A 20,724-nucleotide genomic window follows, 5' to 3' on the forward strand; every position below is an offset into this window, starting at 1 on the left:
AAAATTGTATTTTAAAAATTGGGACAAGGGAGTGTTGCCACCATATTTGGTGAATTTGGATCGTATTCTAGCTTTGTAGAAGAATTTGCAGTTACTTTATAAATTTCCAACCCCTCTCTGTTTACTTCTTCTTTCATAAATTTAGTGAAAACTCTTTCAAGGTCAGCCTGTGTAACATTATCATTATAGTTATATAAATCTTGAAATTTTTTTTCATAGCTTTTATTAAGGCTCTCCCATTCATTATAATTCATAGAGCCAGGATAATTAGTACCGCTATAAGCAATCATATAATTTCCTCCTGAAGTTGCTACAATAGAATATGCACTATCATAACCGCCTGCATATTGTCCTGCTTCCGGAAGCAATGTATTTAAAAATGTCTGTATATCTGTAGGGGATGGTACTTTTATTGGTGTTCCTCCACTACAACTTGCATTATTATGGGTATGCATTAATCCTGCCATACCTTCTGTGAAGGATGGAAGGTCACCATCTGTAGAACAAGAAGACATATCTACATTTACAAAAGAGGGAGGTGTATTGGTTCCTAACGTCGGATATCGCATGTAAGCAGCCATTTCATGATCTAGGTCAAATACTTCTGGAGCAGTCATAGAACTAAATTTTTCTTTAAATTTAATATTACTAAATTTAGTTTTTATTTTCTCACATGGGCTATTCCCATTACTGTTATTCCCCCCAATAGGATGCGTCTGGGGATTAGGAACACTTACACTTCCTCCCGAAGGACCAGGAAAAGGAACGGGAGTGTTGGCTCCCCCATAGGTCATATACCACCACCAGGGTATTGGGTCGGTCCACTCAATAATTATTTCTTCAATATTATAGGTCGGTTCATTCCTGGCTGTAGGGTTAGAGATACTGCCGTAGTAATTGGCAAATGTATTGGTAACGATTTCATATTCTTTCACTTCTCCTGGTTCAAGAATTTTGTAATAGGCATCCGTCCTTTTTTCATTAATGGCACATGAGAGAATATAGTTTAGTTTCCCATTTTTTAATATCGGAAAGTACACCAGTTTTTCAGCCTCTCCAAACGTTTGGGAAGCTACCCCAAAATCTACTTCACCAAAAACTTCCTGAAAGCTTTTTTTATACTCAGGGTTCTTTTCAAAAACCTGGTAAAGGGTTTCAGCAAAAGGATAAGCATAACTATCCTCTGCCCCTTCTCTGGCAGATAAAGAAGTGTGGATTCTTTTTTCAAAATCTTCAAAGGCTTTTAGTTTACCTTTTTCTGTACTTTGCCGGGAAATTTCATCCTGAAAATCTTCGGTATGGCAGGAATGTAAAGAAAGAGAGCAGGCTATCATAAATGACAGCCGGAGAATAAAATTTTTTCTCATAGGTTTTGTGTTAATTTGATTTGTTAAATATATAAAAAATTTCTAATCACACAATAGTGATTATATTTTTACAAAACTAATTTTTATGCAGATTGGATATTAACAAAATATTGCTATTTTTGATCAAAATAATGCTAAAATGAGTATCGGAAGCAAAGTGAGAAAATATAGAGAGGTTAAAGGAATGTCACAAGAAGATCTTGCCTTTCGTTTAGATGTTGCTCAAACTACAATTTCGAGTATTGAGTCTGATAAAAGCATTCCAAATTCTATTCTTCTCCACAAGATAGCGCAGGAACTAGATGTAGACATCAATGAAATACTAGACGAGGGAAAAACAAATATTAATACTGTAGAAAGAAATGAAGGAGTTATCAATGTTGATACTAATATTGGCACACTTAATATGCTTTCAGAAAAGCTTATCGAGCAATACGAAGAACGCATCAAAGAGCTGAAAGAGCTGGTAGAATACTGGAAAAGTAAAGCTGAAGCCGGCAAATAACGTTCTCTCTTTTCGGAAGTCTCATATTCCTTTGCGACAGACTTTCCGAAAAGGAAACCATTGTATATCAAGCTTTTCCCGGAAAACAAAAAACGAGGTTCTGAAAACCTCGTTTTATATATTTCTGAAGCCTTAAGCTTCTGATTTTAAACTTATTACAAATTCTCAATCACAATAGCAGAAGCTCCACCACCACCGTTACAGATCGCTGCAGCACCGTATTTGGCGTTATTCTGCTTCAATACATTGATCAATGTAACAATGATTCTGGATCCTGAACTTCCAAGCGGATGTCCAATAGCTACTGCTCCACCGTTTACGTTTACTTTAGAGGCATTCAGTCCTAAGATCTTGTTGTTGGCAAGACCTACTACAGAGAATGCTTCGTTAAATTCAAAGAAGTCAATATCTGAAAGCTCCAGACCTGCTTTTTTAAGGGCAATCGGAAGTGCTTTTGAAGGGGCAGTTGTAAAGTTTTCAGGCTCCTGGGCTGCATCAGCATAAGAAACGATTCTTGCCAAAGGCTTAAGACCTAATTCTTCCATTTTCTCTTTTGAAACAAGGATCAGAGCGGAAGCACCATCATTTAATGTAGATGCATTGGCAGCTGTAACCGTTCCCTCTTCTTTTTTGAATACGGTAGGAAGCGTTGCAATTCTGTCGAAATTTACCGCTTTATATTCCTCATCTTCTGCAAAAATTACAGGATCTCCTTTTCTCTGAGGGATTTCAACAGGAACCACTTCTTCAGTGAATTTTCCTTCGCTCCATGCTTTTGCCGACCTTTTATAGGATTCTATGGCAAAATTATCCTGTTCCTCTCTCGAAATACTGTAATCTACAGCACATTTCTCTGCACATACTCCCATATGTACTTTGTTGTATACGTCTGTAAGACCATCCAGCAACATTCCGTCCTGAAGTTTGATGTCGCCTAATTTGGTAGCTACTCTTGCATTGTAGTAATGCGGAACCAAAGACATGTTTTCCATACCTCCGGCAACAATCACATCAGCATCACCAGCTTTAATAGCCTGTGCTGCCATCGTTACGGCTTTCATTCCTGAAGCACATACTTTATTTACTGTAGTAGAAGGTGTCTCAACAGATAAACCTGCACCTAAAGCCACCTGACGGGCCGGCGCCTGGCCTTCTCCTGCCTGCAGCACATTTCCCATATAGATCTCCTGAACGTTTTTAGGATCAAGACCAATTTTATTTAATGCTCCTTTTACAGCGGCAGAACCCAGCTTTGTAGCAGGAACGGTTGAAAGGCTTCCCATAAAACTCCCTATAGGTGTTCTTACTGCGGAAACGATGAATACTTCTTTCATGTGTATTATATTTTACTTTTTTAATGAAATGTGCCTTGCAGCATCATTATAACTATTCTATTTTTTTACTTTCACGTAGATAATTTCATACTGGTCGTTTGCAATTTTAGATTGTACTTTCAGTAAATTATCCTGAGTTTCTACAATTTTATTACTGAAAACATCCCCTGTATGGATACGGTCATCATTATTCGTTTTTTCCAGAACAATAACTTTATAATTACAATCGTCCACAAAAACAAGGGTCGATTTTATATAATCTTTGCCATTGTTGAAATATTCGGTCTGGATATTATCTTTAATAGTCATATGCCAGATTCCTTCCGGATAATTCACCCTTACAAATTTCCCGTCTCTGATATTTTTACATTTAGCCGGCTGGTCGGGTTTATCAAAAGCCGTTTTCTGAGATTTAGCCTGAGAAAATACCAGTGCAAATAAAACTGCTGATCCTAATTTTAAATGTCTCATATCTGTGTTCTATTATTTACTTTCTTGCTCCCTACAGCAAAAACCATAAGGAAAGCTCCTAAAAACTCTGCAATCCAGCCCCATTTCAGTTTCACAGTTCCTGCAAAGGCTTCTCTCCAGGATTTAAATGGAAGAAAGCTGAAATATTCCAGAGACTGCATTTTAACTGCCACAAGCGTGAATGCAAATAACAGGATCAAAAGTATTCCAAAAAGTCTTACTACTTTCCCATTGTTATTCACAATACCAAAAACTGCACATGCAGCAAAAATCCAGCATGCAATAGCCAGGTAATGATCCAGTTTCCAGTAGTTCCAGTTTCCGATAACAGGAACATGAACAAGAGGCAGAAAACTGCCTATCACCACCAAAATCAATCCTAATAACTGAATATTTTTCATATTTACTAAAGTGCCAAAATACAAAAAAAACACACTTTTAAACAGTGTGTTTTAAAAAGGGTTTATCTTCATGAAGACATTCATCAGACACAAAGAAAAACTTCAAAATTTATATTTAATTCAATAAAAACTAACATTTGTTATTAATTTAAAAATCAAGGTTGGCGATCTCAAGACCGATCTGAAGACCATATTTTTTCTTCAGCAGGGCACTGTCATTGAATGCCGGGGTAAAATCTTTCTGAACAAACAGATTAAAGCCTGCATAGCTGATCCCGAATTTACCTCCAAAAACAAAGTCGTTCATGCCGTGCATCATTCTTTCTCTTTCTACAATTCTCCTGGAGTTCTCGTTCGAATATTTGATATAGTTGGTACTTGCCAGTCTTAGCCCGCCGTATACTCCCAGAATCAGGCTCAATTGTTGCTTCTTGTTATCCAGATATTTCACGCCTTTATATTCTGTATACTTTGGATTCAGAACAAATCTGAGATCCAGGGGCATGTAGAGATAATGAACATTCAGCTTGGTTTTCTTTAAGCTACCACGGTCAAAATCATCTACAAAAAGACTGTTATTATCCTGTCTGAAAACCTTTTCATATTTTGGAACATATCTGTCTGATCTCATCCCCAATCCTAAACGGTAGAAAACAGGACTTCTGAATCCTCCGATCTGATCTTCGTAACGCAAGGCAAACTGAGACGAATTAATGATCGTATTTCTGGTATCTGAATCACGGTTATAAAAATTGAAGGGTTCGTCTTTCGATGTAAGCCCGCTTCCCATTATACTTACGGAAAGGTCAACGGTCCTCAGAAAGAATTTTGGATCATTTCTCTTTTTATTCTGCCCAAATTTCACGTTTACACCATCATGACCAATCCTGAATTCGTTTTTAGAACGCACCGAATCCCGGTCCATAAAAACAGAATTTTTAACGATTTCTTTGGTTGCCGCTTCAAGCTCCTGTTGCTGCGCATCAACTTTCCCGTTAATGATCTGCTGGTATTTCTGTGCAGTTTCTTCCCGCTGCTTCAGTTTTTCCTCAATGCTGATCTTTTTTCGCTGAAGTTTTTATCTATAGCATCCAGTTCTGTATTCATTTTTGATTTTTCCGATACTACGATACTATCGATCTTTTGTGAGTAGCGATTTATTTTCGGATTCAATTCCGGTGTTTCCTGTGCGAAACTGCAGGTAAAAGCTACTATGGCAGTCATTAAGGCTAACTTTGTTCTCATATTTTTATTAATTTTTTAGACAATATTCTGGCTCTGACCTTGTTCAAGGACAGTATTTTTATTTTATAAAATTTTCAGATTTATTTGGAATCCAGGTAAACGGTCACTCCTAAAACAGTTACGTTACCTACCGTCGGAACTACTTTATTAAAACGGATAACGCCAAATTTGTGGTCGTCTTTATCTGCTTTTGCACGGTTTTTATCAAATTCTCTACCCTGAAGAAGCTCATTTGCATTGATATAGCTGGATTTTGGCCTTTGAACTTCTGCCACTACAGGCGGATTGGGACTAACATCCTCCGTTTTTACCGGGTAAATTGTTTTATTCTCCGGTTCATTAACCACAATCTGCTCTTTATGTTCTAAACTTTGGGGAGCGGCTGCTTTTTTTCTTTTTTGGAAGCTAAGACTTCTTCAGAATTTTTTTGCGTATGAACTTCATTCACAATTTTAGCAACTTCCTGCACAGGCTCTTTATTTGAAATAACAGGCTGGTTTCCGAGATCAGATTTTGCAGGACTTGTTGTTTCTTCCAGAACCTGCTTAACGATATAATCTGTCTTTTTATAATTAAATTCATTTCCGGATTTGTTATAATAGATAAGTGTACCTACAGAAATCAATACCAGCACGGCAGCAGCATATTTCCACCACTGAAAAGACGTTTTGGATACCGTTTCCGGAGTTTTCTCCGGATTCTGGTCTATCCTGTCCCAAAGATCTGCAGAAGGCTTTATTTCGAGCCTTTCGTAATCAGATTTTAATTGTTTCAGTATTTCTTTTTTCATTTTCTTTTGCTTTTAAAAATTCTGCAAGCCATTTCTTTGCTTTGCTGAGCTGGCTTTTGCTGGTACCTTCTGAAACATTCAGGATTTCTGCAATTTCCTGATGTTTTTTTCTTCAAAGACATACAGGTTGAAGATCAGCCTGTACCCTGCCGGCATCTGTGAGAATATCTCTTCCAGATTGATGTGTTCGAGACCTTCATCCAGATCTTCATCGGAACAATCATCTGCCACTTCTATATCTGCATACAGGATATTCCTGTTTTTCCTGACGAAGCTTATAGAATCATTCACGACTATTTTCCTCAGCCAGAACGGAAAGCTTTTCCAGTCCCTGCATTCATCCAGTTTGGTAAAACATTTCATAAATGCACTTACCAGGATATCTTCCGCATCATGAAGATTGTTTGTATAAGAATTTGATATGGCAAGCATTTTCGCCGAAAACATTTCATAGAGGGCCTTTTGGGCCATCCTGTCCTGTTTTTTTGCCAGTAAAAAATTCTTTTCAAGGTTCTCCATGTATCAGTTTCTATCTATAAGACGAAATTAATTATAAAAGGTTGCCTGAAAATAAAAAAAATTGCACCTTTTTTCAAAAGTGCAATGTAATATTTTAATAATCAGTGCAATAAAATTAATGATTTACATTCGCCACATCTTTCGGATCATGTTTGTGTTTAAACAAAAATGCAAAAAGAATGGCAAGAACCAAAGCGTATGCCGCAAAAGCCAGCCAGATATTTTGCCAGTCTCTTAGCATTACTGCAGATGATAACGTCCCGTCTGCATTTACTGCAGCATTGAATGTATTTTTAAGAATCTCTAGAAAACTCTGGTTATCAGGTGTTGTATCTAGATAAGATGATAATTCTGCCGCATTTGTAAATTTGTGCGTAAAGAACTTATCAATAGCCCAACCTGCAATATTACTTCCGAAATAGGCCCCGAAACCATTGGTCATCATCATGAATAATCCCTGTGCAGAAGAACGGATTTTTTTATCAGTAGTTGTTTCCACGAAAAGCGATCCCGAAATATTGAAGAAATCGAAAGCCATCCCATAAACAATACATGATAAAATGATCAATGAAACTCCATATCCGTCAGGAGTTCCATATGCAAAGAATCCGAATCTCAATACCCATGCAAACATTGAAATCAGCATTACTTTTTTAATTCCGTATCGCTTTAAAAAGAAAGGAATTGCCAGAATAAATAAGGTTTCAGAAACCTGGGAAATAGACATCACAATTGTAGATCTCTGAACTACAAATGAATCTGCATATTTAGGGAAATGAGAAAATTCACTCAGGAAAACATCACCATAAGCATTGGTCAACTGAAGGGCGGCTCCCAAAAGCATTGAAAACCCAAAGAACAGCGCCATTTTATAGTTCCCGAATAGTTTGAAGGCATTCAGTCCTAATTGCTCGAACAGAGGGGCATTTTTATCTATTAATTTCTGTGGCGGGCATTTCGGTAAGGTTAATGCATATATTCCCAAAATAATAGCTGCCGCTCCTCCAATGTAAAACTGGCCTTCCGTAGCTTTATTTCCAGTAAGATTGGTTACCCACATTGCCACAATGAAACCTATTGTTCCCCAAACACGAATCGGGGGAAATCTTTCACCACATCCAGATTACTGTTCTTTAAAACAGTATAAGAGATAGAGTTTGCAAGGGCAATTGTCGGCATATAAAAGCACATTGCCACCAGCATTACATAGTAAAAAGAGTCAGGAGTTTCTGTATGAGGCAAAAAGAAAAGAACCAAACCATACAAAATTTGTAGAGCCGAAAAAATTCTTTCCGCATTTACCCAGCGGTCGGCAATAATTCCGGTAATAGTCGGCATAAAAATGGAAGCAATCCCCATTGTTCCGAAAACAGCTCCAAACTGTGCTCCATCCCAATGTTTTGTGCCGAACCAAAAATTAGCCATCGTAATCAGCCATGCTCCCCAAACAAAAAACTGGAGAAAGCTGAGGATGGTAAGTCGTAATTTTAAATTCATAGTTTATATAAAGTATCTCTTTTAATCAATTTTTTCTTCCTCCTTTTAATTTCTTCCTGAATTTCCAAAGCAGTATCAAAATCTTCTTCTTTTACGGCTTCTTCAAGCAATTTTTGAAGCTCTTCCATAGATAGGGCTTTTAAATTGTCTTCAGACTGCACGGTTTCAGAGAACGGCTGCTCTTCTTTTGAAACATCTTCCAGCTCAAGAAGAATTCCCGCTTCATTAAGTACCTGCTGGGTGGTAAAGATAGGCGCATCAAATCTTACTGCCATCGCTACCGCATCAGAAGTCCTTGCATCCAGGATGAGCTCTTCATTATTAGCTTTATTTTTGAAATTAATATTAGAGAAAAATACGCCGTCTACGATCTGGTAAATAATTACTGAAACCAACTCATAATGGGCAGAAACTATAAATTTTGTGAATAAATCGTGAGTAAGGGGACGGGGCGGATGGATGTCTTTTTCCAGTCCCAGCGAAATAGACTGAGCCTCGAAATTTCCTATAACAACAGGTAATTTTATATGTGTTTCTTCATGCTCCAATAACAATGCGTAAGCCCCCGATTGGGTCTGGCTGTACGATATTCCGCGAATAATTAGCTGTTTATAATCCATAGCTACAAATATAGATTAATTTTTTATTGTGATTTCAGTTTTTACGCAAAAATAAAAGCCCGGAAAAGCCCGAGCTTTTATTTTTATTGTGAAAATTGTGAATCGTGAATTACTTCATGTCAATCTTAGAATTGACTATTGTGTTGCGAAGCAAAATTCACTATTGACTTTTTTATCCTTTAATTGCTTTGATCTTCTCCGTTAATGCAGGAATGATCTGGAATGCATCTCCTACTACTCCATAATCAGCAGACTTGAAGAACGGTGCTTCAGCGTCGTTATTGATCACTACAATAGTTTTAGAAGAGTTTACCCCAGCTAAGTGCTGGATAGCTCCGGAAATACCTACTGCAATATAAAGATTAGGTGAAATTGCTTTACCTGTCTGTCCTACGTGCTCTGTATGAGGTCTCCATCCGATATCAGAAACCGGTTTGGAACATGCTGTAGCAGCACCAAGAACATTGGCCAGATCTTCAATCATTCCCCAGTTTTCAGGACCTTTCATCCCTCTTCCTGCAGAAACAACAATTTCAGCTTCTTTAAGGTCTAATTTACCTGAACTCTGCTCGTGAGAAATTACTTTAGTATCTTCATTCGCTACTGATAAGTTTTTCACTTCTTCAGAACCTGATACTGCATTTTCTTTTACTCCGAAGGCATTTTGTGAAACCGTGATGATCACGCCATTTCCTTCAGCTTTTGCATGCATAAATCCTTTTCCGGAAAATGCTCTTCTTTTCACCTGGAAAGGAGAAAGGCTTTCAGGAGCTTCCAGAACGTTGGTAATTAAAGAATAGTTCTTCATTACCGCAAGCATAGGAGCTACAGAAGAAGCGTCTGTAGTGTGAGGAAATACAATAATGTTTCCGTCTGCCACTTCACTTACAGCTTGCGCATAGGCTTTTGCCGAGAAGTTTTTAAGACCTTCATCTTTGATGTTGATAACGTTTGATGCTCCATATTTGTACAATACATCTGAAGAATCCGTTGGGTTTACAGAGATCGCCGTAACGGTATCTCCTGCCTGATCTGCAATTGCCTTAGTATAAGAAACTGCCTCCAAAGCCGCTTTTTTGTAAACTCCGTTTATATTTTCTGCGTATACGAATACTGCCATTTTTTAAATTTAAAGATTAAAAAATTTAAGAATTAAAAGATTGTTAGATTACTTTAGCTTCTTCGTGAAGTAATCTTACCAATTCGTCCAGGTTGTCAGGAGAAACCATTTTCACAGCAGCTCTTGGCGGCACGCTGTCATAAGATACTCCCTGAACTTTCACTTCAGAAGAAGCAGGCTCTACAACCTGTAAAGGCTTCGTTCTTGCAGACATAATTCCTCTCATATTCGGGATGATAAGATCTTTTTCGTCTACCAAACCTTTTTGTCCTGCAATTACGGCAGGTAATTTTACTGATATCGTTTCTTTTCCGCCTTCAATTTCTCTTACTGCAGTAGCTTCACTTCCGTTTACGTCTAAACCTACAGATGCATTCACGAAAGGCTGGTTCAATAACTGAGCCACCATTCCCGGTACAGACCCGCCATTGTAATCGATGGATTCTTTCCCGCAAAGAATAAGATCATATCCGCCATTCTGAGCTACAGCAGCAATTTCTTTTGCCGTAGAATAGCTGTCTTTTGGATCAAGGTTTACTCTCACTGCATCGTTGGCACCAATAGCCAATGCTTTTCTTATTACAGGTTCTGTAGCAGCATCTCCTACATTGATCACTGTTACAGTTGCACCCTGAGTTTCCTGAAGTTTAACCGCTTTTGTCAATGCAAATTCATCTAATGGATTAATTACCCACTGGATTCCATTTTTGTCGAAAGCAGATTTATCTGCCGTAAAGTTAATTTTGGAAGTAGTATCCGGAACACTACTGATACAAACTAATATTTTCATGTGTACTATTTTATTTTTTCCCTTTTGTGCATAAAAACATAGCGTTCTATGCCGAGATTTTGTTATATTTTACAGTTGCTAATATAATTAAAAAATATATTATGCATGCATAATACTTATTTTTTTACTATTCAATACATTAAATGCACTGATCAGGCTGGTTTGGTTGCCCTAAACTCTATCTTACTGGGCAGGACACGGGGATTCATTTTTAAAATATCAAGCACCAGATTTCCCATATCTTCAGGCTGGATCTTCCAGCTGTCTTTTTCTGAAGGGATGTTTCCGTTAAAATTTGTAGCTACTGATCCCGGCATAATGACGGTAGACTTGATGTTGTATTTTCTGAGATCGATCATTGCAGCCTGAGTAAATCCTACCACTCCAAATTTAGAAGCATTGTAGCCTGTTCCGTTTTCAAAGAAATTGGCACCGGCAAGGCTTGAAACCGTGATATAATAACCTTCTGTCTTTTTCAGCTCTTCTACAGAGGCTTTTAATGTATAGAAAACGCCTGTGAGATTTGTTTCTATCATATCGTTCCATTCTGCTGCAGTTAATTCATCTACCGGCTTAAATATTCCCAGGCCGGCATTGGCAATCACAAAATCCAGCCTTCCGAATTTGGCGACGGCATATTTTACCGCTTCTTCTTCACTTTCAAGGTTCCTCACATCCGAAACAATGCCCAGAACATTCTCCGAATATTTTTTAAGGTCTTCTTCAGCTTTCTCCACATCATCTCTTTTGCGTCCTGAAAATGCTACCGAAATACCATTCTCCAATAATATCCTGGCTATCCCGAAACCTATTCCTTTGGTTCCTCCTGTTATATAAGCTACTTTATTTTCTAACATACTGCTAAATTTTAATTCCCTAAAATAACAAAAACGCTCCAATTGAAGCGTTTTATATGGACTAAGATTTATCAGTAGTTTATTTTTTAATGAACTCAACCAGATCAATTACCGATTTGTACAGATTATTATACTTTTAGTAAAGCATGTTTAAAACAATCTTATAATTTCTCTGACTTTAAAATAAAAAACGCTCCGATTTGGAGCGTTTTATGTTAAGAGTTATCTATCTTATTTTTTTACAATTCTTTCGGTTACTTTTCCGTTAGACGTTTCAATATTCAGAATATATACTCCGGCAGGTAGTTTTCTTAAATCCACTTTGTTATCTGAAACCGGTGTATCCAGTTTTTTGCCACCAAAATCATAAACTGCAATTGAGTTTATTTTGTCTTTTGATTCTACTACAACAAAATCAGAAGTCGGGTTAGGATACATTTTGTAGTCTACTTTTTTCGTTGCTTCAGATGTGCCCAGTACACCGCTTACGACCTGAATCCCGTCAAAATAAGCTGAACTGTTATAATTATCGTTGGTAATCGCTATATTCCCAACCATAGTACCTCCTGCTACTACTCCGGTATAGATCAATGTTCCGTTTTGATAATATTTTGCCTCGTTATTCGTAAAATCCAATTGTATTTTATAGGTATTCCATCCATTTCTGGTAAAGTTTACCCCTGTGTCAATGTAAGCAAGCTGAAGAGTCAACGGATCCATATCAATGACATGAATATTGTTCTGGTAATCGAATCTCATCCTAGCATTGATTGTACTCTGGGCCGGCGATTGCGGAGAAAAGAAGAAGTCACATTCATCTCCCGCCGTAGGAGCCGCCGTAAAATAGGCATTAAAATACACGGTTACAATAGGTCCGTTTACAGTTACTGTAGGGCTAATGGCCCCTGCTGAAGCATGGTTGGTTCCATTATTACCTGTAATTTTCAATGACTGTGTCCCTGGTTTAGCCTGTTCTGTTGTAACCACTGCAGTATATGCTGCAGCAGTACCTCCCCAGCCACCCTGACCGGCAATATTACCTGTGTTAAATCCTTGAGATGTCTCAAAACTGTAGTTCATTTGAGCATTACCCAGCAGAAAACCAAATAACGCAACAGATAGTAAAATTTTCTTCATGATATTATTTTTTTCATTATTAATTAGTCTAGTAAATATAGAACTTTTATTCTAATTTAAAAAAATATTCCTGTAATTCAATAACATAAGTCAATATTTTAACCAAAAAACTTAAAATATACCATTTAACCCATTTTTGTTAAAAACATAAAACATAAATGATTTTTCTGAAAAATTAACTTATATAAAATATTTTAACTGAAAATATAGTAAAACACAAAAATATCTATCGGAATAAGTGAAAATAATTCTAAACACAAGAAAATTAACCCTTTACATTATTTCTTAATAAACTTCCCGGAAAAATTGCCATTTTCAGCTTTTATATTAATCAGATAGGCTCCCGGGGAAAGGTTTCTGATGTCTACTTTATTGTTTTCCAGCCCGCCCTGAATCTTTTTACCCGCTGTATCATAGATTTCTATGCTTTTTATTTTCCCTGAAGAACTTATCTTAATAAAATCTGAAGCAGGGTTTGGGTATACTTCTACAGTCTTTTTATTCATATCACCGTCTGCTACAGATAACAATGGCTGATTGTACACCTTAATATTATCGATATAGGCTGATCCGTCTGCATTATCATGTACGAAACGAAGCTGGTTTATGTCCATTGACTCCGCTGCCGTACCGGAATAGATTAAAACTCCATTCAGATAATATTTTATATCCGCCGGTGTACCTACTACCTTTATCTGATACCATACATTCGGAAGCCAGTTTCCTGAGGCAGATTCCATTACAGGCTGGCCTGAAATTGTTTTCAGGACCTTAATATTACCGGTATTATCAAAATCGAGTCTCACAATATATTTCTCGTCAGCACTGCTTACTCCCTGAAAGCTAAAGATAGATCCATTGAGTTGGGACATATTGATATCAAAAGAGACAGTAAAACTATTATAGGAAAGCAATATGGGAAGATTATCAAATGCCCCGATTATCGGAATCGACTGAGTTCCATATGTATTTTCCTTTACTATTTTCAGTGAATTGGCTCCATCCGTTGCCGTATCTGTACAGACGGTCTGGTTGAGTACATTGGGAGGTACATCGCCTGTTGGTGTGCTGATCCAAGTCCCCTGCCCATGAATATCTCCGGTATGAAAGCCGTCTAAATATTCAAAAGAAACCATCTGTTGGGCAAAGGAAAATGCTGAAAACAAGCAGAATGTGAAAGGATAGATTTTTTTCATAGTATTATTTTTAGGTTGAACTAAAAATAAACACATAGATTATTAAAAAAATATCATTTGATAGCGATATTATCATAAAAAAGCATAAAGCGCTCCGATGTCGGAACGCTTTACACATTATGATTATAAAATATTAATTATTTAGAATAATTTTCAAAGAATAACGGGATACTTTCAATTCCTTTATAAAAATTGAACAGCCCGTAATGTTCGTTCGGTGAGTGAATTGCATCTGAATCCAGTCCAAAGCCCATTAACACTGACTTGGCTCCTAATACTTTTTCAAACATTGCCGTGATCGGAATACTCCCACCGCTTCTGTAAGGAAGAACTTCTTTACCGAAAGCTGTTTCCATAGCCTTTTTAGCGGCTAAAAACTCTTTGGTATCGCTTGGTAAAACATATGGCATTCCTCCGTGGTGAGGAGTAACTTTTACTTTCACGTTCTCAGGAGCGATCTTTTCAAAGTATTTCGTGAATTTTTCTGTAATTTCTTCAGGGGTCTGATATGGAACCAGACGCATTGAAATTTTAGCGGAAGCTTTGGAAGGAATCACTGTTTTGGCTCCTTCTCCCGTATAACCTCCCCAGATTCCATTGCAGTCTAAAGTAGGACGGATAGAAGTTCTTTCAAGTGTTGTATAGCCTTTTTCACCTTCCACTCCGTTTAGTCCGATAGATTTCTTGAATTCTTCAGGATTGTCCTTAAGTTTGTTCATATCTGCTCTTTCAGCATCTGATACGGTTTCTACATTGTCATAGAACCCATCGATAGTAATATGTCCATCTTCATCAATCAGTTTGGCAATCATTCTGGAAAGCACATGAATAGGGTTTGGAACCGCTCCTCCGTAAAGCCCTGAATGAAGATCTCTGTTGGGTCCCTCCACTTCCACTTCTACATAGCTCAAACCTCTTAAACCTGTAGTTACGGTAGGCTGCTCATTGCTGTAGATGTGGGTATCAGAGATAAGAATACAGTCGCAAGACAGCTTTTCTTTATTTTCATTAACGAAATCTCCCAGGCTCACAGATCCTACCTCCTCTTCACCTTCAAGGATGAATTTTACGTTGCAAGGAAGTGAGTTTGTTTTCATCATCGCTTCAAAAGCTTTCACATGCATGAAAAACTGTCCTTTATCATCTGCGGAACCCCTCGCAAAGATGGCACCTTCAGGGTGAAGCTCCGTTTTTTCAATATAAGGTTCAAAAGGCGGTTTTTTCCATAATTCCAAAGGATCGGCAGGCTGTACATCATAATGTCCGTATACAAGTACCGTAGGAAGGGTTTTATCTATGATTTTTTCTCCGAAAACGATGGGATATCCATTTGTTTTGCATACTTCAACATGATCGGCCCCTGCATTTTTAAGATGCTCTGCACACACGTCCGCACACTTCAATACGTCATTTTTATAAGCCGGATCTGCAGAAATAGAAGGAATTCTCAATAACTCAAATAATTCATCCACGAAACGCTGTTTGTTTTCGTTGATGTAATTTAATGTCTCTTGCATTGTAAAAATTTGTTTCGTTAAAAATAAAAAAAATGCCCTGCTTGAGCAAGGCATTTATATACTTTATTGTATTTAGCTTATTTTGTAAATCTTACAGACATTTTTCTGTCAGACGCTCTTTCTGCATCAGATGCTTTCGCGTCTACTTTTGCAAACTGGCTTCCGTATCCTTCTGCTGAAACGATCTGTCCACCGGCACCTAAGCTTGTAAGCTGAGCTTTAATGAAATTGGCTCTGTCCTGAGATAATTTCACATTTTTAGGCTCATCTCCTGTTTTATCAGTATAACCACCGATTTTAATTTTTGCATCCGGGTAAGCTTTCAAAATCTTAGCCAGGTTGTCCAACTGCTCCTGAGAACCTGCTTCCAGCTGATTGGCAGAACCTATTTTGAAGTTCACATTATCGAAATCATACCATACAGATTTTAATCCATCTTCAGTTGCAGAAGCATACTGACCTGACTTCAGGTACTTTATCATGCTGTCTTCCATTCCGTTGGCAAAACCTTTCAGGGCAACTCCATTCAAATCAATAGAAACCTGAGATTTTTTCTCAGCATGTTCAGAACCATGTCCTGCAGCAGCTTCATGACCGTGTGCTTCACCTCCTACCTGTACATCGTCGGAATATCTTTCTATTCCTTCTTCCAGTTTCAGAGTATTCTTGTTTCCTCCTGCCTGGATCTTTTTACAGCTTACGGCTACTGTTGCAACAGCTAAACATATAATTAATTTTTTCATATGCAAAATTTATTTTTTAAGGTCATATGGAATCGCATTATTTCAGTCTGTATCAATTATTTTTACAGCAAGCGATTTCATGCTTAATTTTTGATTGCCCAAAAGTAAGAAATCCTACTTTTTTCGGCAACATTTTTATACTGATTTTAAAATTATTTTCCCTTTTTTGGATTGTGTAAAAATAAGATAGCTTTCCCCGCCATCTTTTATCCCGTATTTCTTTTTGATATCGTCAGGTTTTAAGGGATAATTTTTTGAAATAATATTAAACTGCTCTTTCTTTTTAATCTGCTTGGATTCAACAATTTCCATTTCTAAAACTCTCCCGGGAAAACCGTCAACCTTCTGACCCGAAGTATAGATGTGGGTATTCGGATGAAGTTTTTTAAGTCCGAATTTTTCTGAGATCAGATTAAAAACTCCGGCTTTTAAAATACTGTTATTGGGAATATATATAAATTTTTCAGGCTCAGCATATACAGCCTGAGCACTGTCCTCTTCTCCAAATACGAACGTAAAACCAGATTCCCCGCTTTCCAGGTTGATGCAATTCACTGTAACGCCATCTCTTTTTTCATTGGACAAAAAGATAACAGCTTCTTTTACATCATTTTTTACGGCTATAATTTCTATCCTGAAAATACCCGATAATACTGAGATCAGGTATTTCAGATCGATCAGCGGCGAAAGTTTTATAATCACTTGATCAGCAGTAGCAAGAAGAACATCTTTAATCTGCAGAATGTCCGGTGAAAGGTCTTCAAGCAGAAAAACTTTATTTTTGTTCTGGTCCCTTCTTGCCGGATCTAAATAAATAACATCAAAATATTCTTTATTTGTACTCAGAAAATCTTCAAGGTTTTGATTGATAAAAGATGCTTTCCTGCCTAAAATTCCCCAATTATGTTCCACTATATTCAGTAATTCGGAGTTCTGTTCAACGAGCGTCACTTCATTGAAATTCCCGGAAAGATAATAGGCATCGATACCAAAACCGCTCGTCAGGTCCACGAATTTATTTCCTTTGAGGATTTGCGACTTATAGAGGGCTGTAGTTTCCGAAGAAGACTGCTCTAAATTGAGTTGAGGCGGAAAAATAATTCCTTCTTTCAGCAGAAACGGAAATTTCTTCAGGGCAGTTTGCTTTCCTTTGATCTGTTGGACAATTTCCTGCATAGAAACATCCGGAAAGGGGGATTTTTTAATAATAGAGCATGCAGATCTGCGTGTAGATTAGCATGGATGTAGTTCTGAATTTCCAGGTTGGAATGCCACGAATGCACGAATATTTTATTTTAAATAGTTTTTGCTTATCATTATTTTAAATAACTACTGCTTATAAAATGACTCTTTTATAGTTTAATTTTGATTCGCCAAAATTGACAATCAATGCTAATTTATTTTCAGAAACTTTTAGGTAATTAATTGCCTGGGCTAAGTCAGCATCCACAATCTGACTTTTGCCTTTTATTTCTAAAATAATTTTTTCATTAATTACAAAATCTGCATAAAATTTATGCGGAAGAACAATTCCTTTATAAACCACCTCGTACTCTTTTTCTCTTTCATAGAATAATCCGGCTTTTCTAAATTCCAGCTCCAATGCATCTTTATAAACAATCTCAGAAAATCCATGACCTAAATAATTATGAATTTCCATACAAATCCCAATAATCCGATAGGCCTCCTCTTTATAAATAATATTCATATAATAATCCATTTGTGTCCGAATACAAATTTAATATATTCGGGCATTCGTGGCATCAATATGAATACTTATTCAAACATTTCAGCCCAACGTACGGCTTTTATTTCTTTTTCGCTGTAGAGATCTTCAATTGGTCTTTTAACGCCTAATTTGGGGTATAAATTAACTCCTATCAGCTTTATTTTTCCTTGTTCTACCCATTTTTGCTCTTCAACAGCATGGTCGTAGATCTTTTTCTGAATAATTCCCTGTTTCAAAAGCTCCAGATATCCTCCTGCCTCTTCTATTTCAACAAACAGTGCCCAGGATTTTTCTGCCATCTGACGGGTAATAGCTTCAACGTAATAGCTTCCGTTCGATGCATCTTCAAATACATTAATGATACTTTCATAAGCCAGAACGATCTGCTGCTTAAAAGAGATCTCTTCGGAATTATCAGTACTCCTGCCAACCAGATAATTGTTGCTGAAAACAGCATCTGCACCTGCAATCATAGCAGAAGCCAGTTCCAAGGTAGAACGGATCAGGTTATTTTCATTATCTGCAACCGCTTTATTTCTTAAAGATGTTTCTGCAAAAATATATGGTGTTTCATTTAACCCATATTCTCTGGAAAGTTGGTTAAAAATAATCTTAAAAGCCCTCAGTTTAGCCATTTCAAAGAAATAATTTCCTCCGACAGCAATTCTGAAGATCAGTTTGTTTAAAATTTCAGGACCATAAACTTCGATAAGCTCTTTGGCTTTTGCCAATGCAATTCCCAGCTGTTGATAAATAGCAGCTCCAGCATTCTGATGAAGTGAAATATCAACACAGATATTCCTCCTGAAGTCTTTTGATAAAAGCTCTTTCGTAAGCTGGTCATCAATAGTACCTTCATTTTCATTAAAAACATCAATCAGAGAAAAGTACTGGTCCTCTTCTTTCGGGCTGATGTGGCCGGCAAGGTCTTTATTGTTTACAAAGATTGTTTTCTGCTCAAGGTTTTCGACGTTATGGTCTAAAATAAAGGCAAAAACATCTTCTTCCAAACTTTCATGATATCTGGCTACAAGATGAGTATTTTCTTCCACTTTCGGCAGGTTTGCCAAGGGTTTCTGAACTTCACTATAAAACGGTTTCACATCAATTCCTTCAAGATTTTCTTTCTTTAAAATGGAATAAATGTCTTCTGTTTTCAGTTGTTTTTTTACTAAATTTTCCCAGTTTGGAAGTATATCTGCTGACATTGGCATTTAATTAGGTAAATGGTGAATTCTGCTTCGCAGGTCAATGGTGAAGTTTTAATCGCTGACAATTGACACTTAACAATTCACTGCTTTGTTTATTTTTTATGTGAATGGTCAATTTTGCTTCGTAAATCAATGGTGAATCATAAATTGACTATTGACCATTCACTGCGAAGCAAAATTGACTATTTCACTCTTTAAATTTCTTATTTTTTGGCAACATTTGTACTGTCTACCACCAGAATAAAGATTTCTTCATCCGGTTTTTTCATAAAATAATTTTCTCTGGCGTATTTTTCTTTTTCCGACTTATTGTTCATCAGCTTTTTGTAAAAAGTATCATTTTTTTCATACTCTTTTTTATAGTACTCCAGCTGGTCTTCATATCGGCTGATCTCGCCGTTCAGTTCATTAATAACAAGGAAAGAGGTTTTATCAAAGAAAATCATCCAGACGAGGAACATACAGATCGTAATGGTGTATTTGTTCAGAACATATTTCTGGATCATTCTGAATGTTTCAGATTTCGGCTGAATGTCTTTAATAAGTTTGTTTTCTTTCATTTTTAATGTTTTCTCAACGAATTTTTAATAACAGTAGTTAAAAAATCAATCGCTACGGAATTCTGTCTCATGTTCGGAATGATCAGATCGGCTTCATTCTTCGATGGTTCTATGAATTCCTGATGCATTGGCTTCAGTGTGGTCTGGTACCGGTGAAGGACCTCGTTCAGGTCTCTTCCCCTTTCCTGGGTATCTCTCCTGATTCTTCTGATCAGTCTTTCATCGGAATCTGCATGAACGAATACCTTAAGGTCGAACTCTTTCAGCAATTCCTTATTGGTAAGGACCAGAATACCTTCTACCACCAATACATTTTTAGGTTCTACAGTGACATGGTCGCCGGTTCGGGAATGGGTGACAAAGCTATAAATGGGCTGTTCTATAGACTCATTGTTTTTTAAAGCTTTCACATGTTTTATCATTAAATCGAAATCTATTGACTTGGGATGGTCGTAGTTGAGCGCTTCTCTCTCGGTCAGTGTCAGATTCGGGTTGTCGTGATAATAATTATCCTGGGAAAGGATGTTCATTCCTTCAATATCAAGCTGCTGCAGTATCTTGTCAACAACTGTAGTTTTGCCGGATCCTGTACCTCCGGCAATTCCTATTACAAGCATTCTTTTTTTGTTTCTTTATAGTTGGTACAAATATACTATTTTAGATGAATGCAAGTAAAACAATCCCTTCAGAATTTGTTTCTAATAAAAAAATCCAACATTAGTCACTGGATTTAAAATATTCCTAAGTTTTTATTTTTTGATAAATTTAGGCATTAATCCTAATAAAAAACTCCGCCGGATGGCAGAGTTCAGTTTATACTATTTCGCTTGTTAATTCCCTTGAAAGTAATTTTTCATGCATTGGCTTAAGAAGATCCATTGATCCCGTTTTCACCGTGCATTTTCCTTTGTAATGAACCAATATGGTACATTGTTCTGCCTGCTCCAGAGTATGTTTGCAAATCTCAATCAGGCAATCTATCACATAATCGAAGGTATGGATATCGTCATTATGGAGCACGAGCTTATATACTTCATCGGTATCATCCAAAACCAGCACTTCTTCTTCGTACTGACGTTTCGGATTTTCGTAATCTTTTATACTGTTAAAAAAAT

25 protein-coding genes and 1 pseudogene are annotated in these 20,724 nt (G+C 37.0%); 1 reads left to right on the top strand and 25 read right to left on the bottom strand.

Annotated elements, in window-relative coordinates; all coding sequences use genetic code 11:
• Nucleotides 1-11: 11 nt before the first annotated feature.
• Nucleotides 12-1,367, bottom strand: a complete 1,356-nt coding sequence (locus tag N4G44_RS10515) for a hypothetical protein (RefSeq protein ID WP_474926624.1) — start codon at nucleotides 1,365-1,367, stop codon at nucleotides 12-14.
• Between the two features lie 139 nt (nucleotides 1,368-1,506).
• On the opposite strand from N4G44_RS10515, the gene N4G44_RS10520 reads away from it, so the two are divergent.
• The gene (locus N4G44_RS10520) at nucleotides 1,507-1,872 is read left to right on the top strand and encodes a helix-turn-helix domain-containing protein (RefSeq protein ID WP_474926626.1); all 366 of its coding nucleotides are present in this window, start codon (nucleotides 1,507-1,509) and stop codon (nucleotides 1,870-1,872) included.
• Nucleotides 1,873-2,027: 155 nt separating this feature from the next.
• Here the strand turns inward: N4G44_RS10520 and N4G44_RS10525 are convergent, their stop codons facing one another.
• The 24 genes and pseudogenes from N4G44_RS10525 to N4G44_RS10640 all read right to left on the bottom strand — a co-directional run bounded on the left by N4G44_RS10525 (nucleotide 2,028) and on the right by N4G44_RS10640 (nucleotide 20,710).
• The gene (locus N4G44_RS10525; RefSeq protein WP_474926628.1) at nucleotides 2,028-3,206 is read right to left on the bottom strand and encodes an acetyl-CoA C-acyltransferase; all 1,179 of its coding nucleotides are present in this window, start codon (nucleotides 3,204-3,206) and stop codon (nucleotides 2,028-2,030) included.
• Nucleotides 3,207-3,263: 57 nt separating this feature from the next.
• On the bottom strand, nucleotides 3,264-3,677 hold the full coding sequence (locus N4G44_RS10530) for a hypothetical protein (RefSeq protein WP_474926630.1): 414 nt from the start codon (nucleotides 3,675-3,677) through the stop codon (nucleotides 3,264-3,266).
• A complete protein-coding gene (locus tag N4G44_RS10535; RefSeq protein WP_474926632.1) occupies nucleotides 3,674-4,078 on the bottom strand; it encodes a hypothetical protein in 405 nt (134 codons plus the stop codon). Before N4G44_RS10535 ends, N4G44_RS10530 begins: the two co-directional genes overlap by 4 nt.
• A gap of 148 nt (nucleotides 4,079-4,226) precedes the next feature.
• Entirely contained in the window at nucleotides 4,227-5,003 is a 777-nt protein-coding gene (locus N4G44_RS10540; RefSeq protein WP_474926634.1) for a hypothetical protein, read from the bottom strand.
• Between the two features lie 113 nt (nucleotides 5,004-5,116).
• Nucleotides 5,117-5,323 (bottom strand): hypothetical protein, encoded by a 207-nt coding sequence (locus N4G44_RS10545; RefSeq protein ID WP_474926636.1) that lies wholly within the window; start codon nucleotides 5,321-5,323, stop codon nucleotides 5,117-5,119.
• Between the two features lie 80 nt (nucleotides 5,324-5,403).
• Nucleotides 5,404-5,670, bottom strand: a complete 267-nt coding sequence (locus N4G44_RS10550; RefSeq protein WP_474926638.1) for a hypothetical protein — start codon at nucleotides 5,668-5,670, stop codon at nucleotides 5,404-5,406.
• A 17-nt stretch (nucleotides 5,671-5,687) separates the two neighbouring features.
• Nucleotides 5,688-6,113, bottom strand: coding sequence for a hypothetical protein (locus tag N4G44_RS10555; protein ID WP_474926639.1), 426 nt, complete (start codon nucleotides 6,111-6,113; stop codon nucleotides 5,688-5,690).
• Nucleotides 6,079-6,207, bottom strand: a complete 129-nt coding sequence (locus N4G44_RS10560) for an RNA polymerase sigma factor (protein ID WP_474928322.1) — start codon at nucleotides 6,205-6,207, stop codon at nucleotides 6,079-6,081. Before N4G44_RS10560 ends, N4G44_RS10555 begins: the two co-directional genes overlap by 35 nt.
• Nucleotides 6,192-6,632: an RNA polymerase sigma factor gene (locus tag N4G44_RS10565; RefSeq protein ID WP_474926642.1), complete on the bottom strand. Its 441-nt coding sequence runs from the start codon at nucleotides 6,630-6,632 to the stop codon at nucleotides 6,192-6,194. Before N4G44_RS10565 ends, N4G44_RS10560 begins: the two co-directional genes overlap by 16 nt.
• A 115-nt stretch (nucleotides 6,633-6,747) precedes the next feature.
• A pseudogene (locus N4G44_RS10570) lies at nucleotides 6,748-8,129 on the bottom strand (nucleoside permease).
• Entirely contained in the window at nucleotides 8,126-8,749 is a 624-nt protein-coding gene (locus N4G44_RS10575; protein ID WP_474926643.1) for a bifunctional nuclease family protein, read from the bottom strand. The pseudogene N4G44_RS10570 and the gene N4G44_RS10575 overlap by 4 nt, the downstream one beginning before the upstream one ends.
• A 172-nt stretch (nucleotides 8,750-8,921) precedes the next feature.
• A complete protein-coding gene (locus N4G44_RS10580; RefSeq protein WP_474926646.1) occupies nucleotides 8,922-9,869 on the bottom strand; it encodes an electron transfer flavoprotein subunit alpha/FixB family protein in 948 nt (315 codons plus the stop codon).
• Between the two features lie 43 nt (nucleotides 9,870-9,912).
• On the bottom strand, nucleotides 9,913-10,659 hold the full coding sequence (locus N4G44_RS10585) for an electron transfer flavoprotein subunit beta/FixA family protein (protein WP_048504299.1): 747 nt from the start codon (nucleotides 10,657-10,659) through the stop codon (nucleotides 9,913-9,915).
• Nucleotides 10,660-10,811: 152 nt separating this feature from the next.
• Nucleotides 10,812-11,516, bottom strand: a complete 705-nt coding sequence (locus N4G44_RS10590) for an SDR family oxidoreductase (RefSeq protein ID WP_474926649.1) — start codon at nucleotides 11,514-11,516, stop codon at nucleotides 10,812-10,814.
• Between the two features lie 231 nt (nucleotides 11,517-11,747).
• A complete protein-coding gene (locus N4G44_RS10595; protein ID WP_474926651.1) occupies nucleotides 11,748-12,653 on the bottom strand; it encodes a T9SS type A sorting domain-containing protein in 906 nt (301 codons plus the stop codon).
• A 278-nt stretch (nucleotides 12,654-12,931) separates the two neighbouring features.
• On the bottom strand, nucleotides 12,932-13,849 hold the full coding sequence (locus N4G44_RS10600; protein ID WP_474926652.1) for a T9SS type A sorting domain-containing protein: 918 nt from the start codon (nucleotides 13,847-13,849) through the stop codon (nucleotides 12,932-12,934).
• 137 nt (nucleotides 13,850-13,986) lie between these two features.
• Nucleotides 13,987-15,366: a dipeptidase gene (locus tag N4G44_RS10605; protein WP_474926654.1), complete on the bottom strand. Its 1,380-nt coding sequence runs from the start codon at nucleotides 15,364-15,366 to the stop codon at nucleotides 13,987-13,989.
• A 77-nt stretch (nucleotides 15,367-15,443) separates the two neighbouring features.
• Complete coding sequence (locus N4G44_RS10610; protein ID WP_474926657.1) at nucleotides 15,444-16,109, bottom strand: OmpA family protein; 666 nt, start codon at nucleotides 16,107-16,109, stop codon at nucleotides 15,444-15,446.
• A gap of 135 nt (nucleotides 16,110-16,244) precedes the next feature.
• Nucleotides 16,245-17,285: a class I SAM-dependent methyltransferase gene (locus N4G44_RS10615; RefSeq protein WP_474926658.1), complete on the bottom strand. Its 1,041-nt coding sequence runs from the start codon at nucleotides 17,283-17,285 to the stop codon at nucleotides 16,245-16,247.
• 160 nt (nucleotides 17,286-17,445) lie between these two features.
• On the bottom strand, nucleotides 17,446-17,817 hold the full coding sequence (locus tag N4G44_RS10620; protein ID WP_474926663.1) for a GxxExxY protein: 372 nt from the start codon (nucleotides 17,815-17,817) through the stop codon (nucleotides 17,446-17,448).
• 68 nt (nucleotides 17,818-17,885) lie between these two features.
• On the bottom strand, nucleotides 17,886-19,046 hold the full coding sequence (locus N4G44_RS10625; protein ID WP_474926664.1) for a methylmalonyl-CoA mutase family protein: 1,161 nt from the start codon (nucleotides 19,044-19,046) through the stop codon (nucleotides 17,886-17,888).
• Between the two features lie 206 nt (nucleotides 19,047-19,252).
• Complete coding sequence (locus tag N4G44_RS10630; RefSeq protein WP_474926667.1) at nucleotides 19,253-19,609, bottom strand: FtsB family cell division protein; 357 nt, start codon at nucleotides 19,607-19,609, stop codon at nucleotides 19,253-19,255.
• A 2-nt stretch (nucleotides 19,610-19,611) separates the two neighbouring features.
• Entirely contained in the window at nucleotides 19,612-20,226 is a 615-nt protein-coding gene (gene udk / locus N4G44_RS10635; RefSeq protein ID WP_040994842.1) for a uridine kinase, read from the bottom strand.
• 196 nt (nucleotides 20,227-20,422) lie between these two features.
• Complete coding sequence (locus tag N4G44_RS10640) at nucleotides 20,423-20,710, bottom strand: ATP-dependent Clp protease adaptor ClpS (protein ID WP_474928323.1); 288 nt, start codon at nucleotides 20,708-20,710, stop codon at nucleotides 20,423-20,425.
• Nucleotides 20,711-20,724: the final 14 nt, after the last annotated feature.

The sequence above is a fragment of the Chryseobacterium sp. GTID13 genome (assembly GCF_056172655.1).